This is a genomic window from Moraxella sp., assembly GCF_024227015.1.
Classification (GTDB): Bacteria; Pseudomonadota; Gammaproteobacteria; order Pseudomonadales; family Moraxellaceae; genus Moraxella.
The window spans coordinates 1-872 of the sequence record NZ_JAAELD010000286.1; the positions used below are offsets into that span (position 1 = coordinate 1).

An 872-nucleotide genomic window follows, 5' to 3' on the forward strand; every position below is an offset into this window, starting at 1 on the left:
CGCTGATGATGGCGTGCCAATCGATGCCAAAACCCACATCAGTTCACGGTGCTGGCGATGAACTTGCTAAGCCTGCCATTAGCTATGGCACTAGACCTTTCTACCTATTGGACGACATGGATGAGGGTAAATTAAAGCAAGAATTAAAAAGCTGTCAAGCCCAAACGCCAAAACGTACAGAGTTTTCGATCGCGCATCGTGGTGCGCCATTGCAGTTCGCTGAGCATACTGCTGAAAGCTACATCGCCGCCAATAGACAAGGTGCAGGCATACAAGAATGCGATGTTGCTTTTACTAAGGATCATCAGTTGGTCTGTCGCCATTCTGACGCTGATTTACACACCACGACGAATATCCTGCAAACCCCGCTTGCCAATAAATGTACCCAGAACTTTACGCCTGCTCAGTTTGACGCATCGGGTAAGCTCATCAAGGAAGCTTCTGCCAAATGCCTAACTTCCGACATTACATTGGCGGAATTTAAGACCTTAAAAGGCAAACAAGATGCCGCCAATCCTAAGGCACGCACTGTGGATGAGTATGTCAATGCAACACCTGCTTTTCGTACAGATCTGTATTCTCAAAATGCCACGCTGATGAGTCTTGATGAGGCATTGGCACTTTATAAGAAAATGGGCGTAAAAGTCACGCCAGAACTTAAGCAGCCAACCGTGATTCCGCATCAAGGTTATACTTATGATGATTATCGGGCGGATCTGATTAAGGCGTTAAAGAAAGCAGGCTATCAGGCGAATGACAGTATCGTGCAGTCATTTAATATTGATGATTTGACTTATTGGATTGAGCATTATCCTGATTATGCCAAGACGGCAGTGTTTTTGATGGAAGATACCAATAGCGCCAAAGACGGC

1 protein-coding gene is annotated in these 872 nt (G+C 45.8%); it reads left to right on the forward strand.

Annotated features, from left to right (window positions below; all coding sequences use genetic code 11):
- Positions 1–23: 23 nt before the first annotated feature.
- The coding region (locus tag GY683_RS06575) for a glycerophosphodiester phosphodiesterase family protein (protein ID WP_297287980.1) at positions 24–872 on the forward strand (849 nt) is incomplete at its 3' end.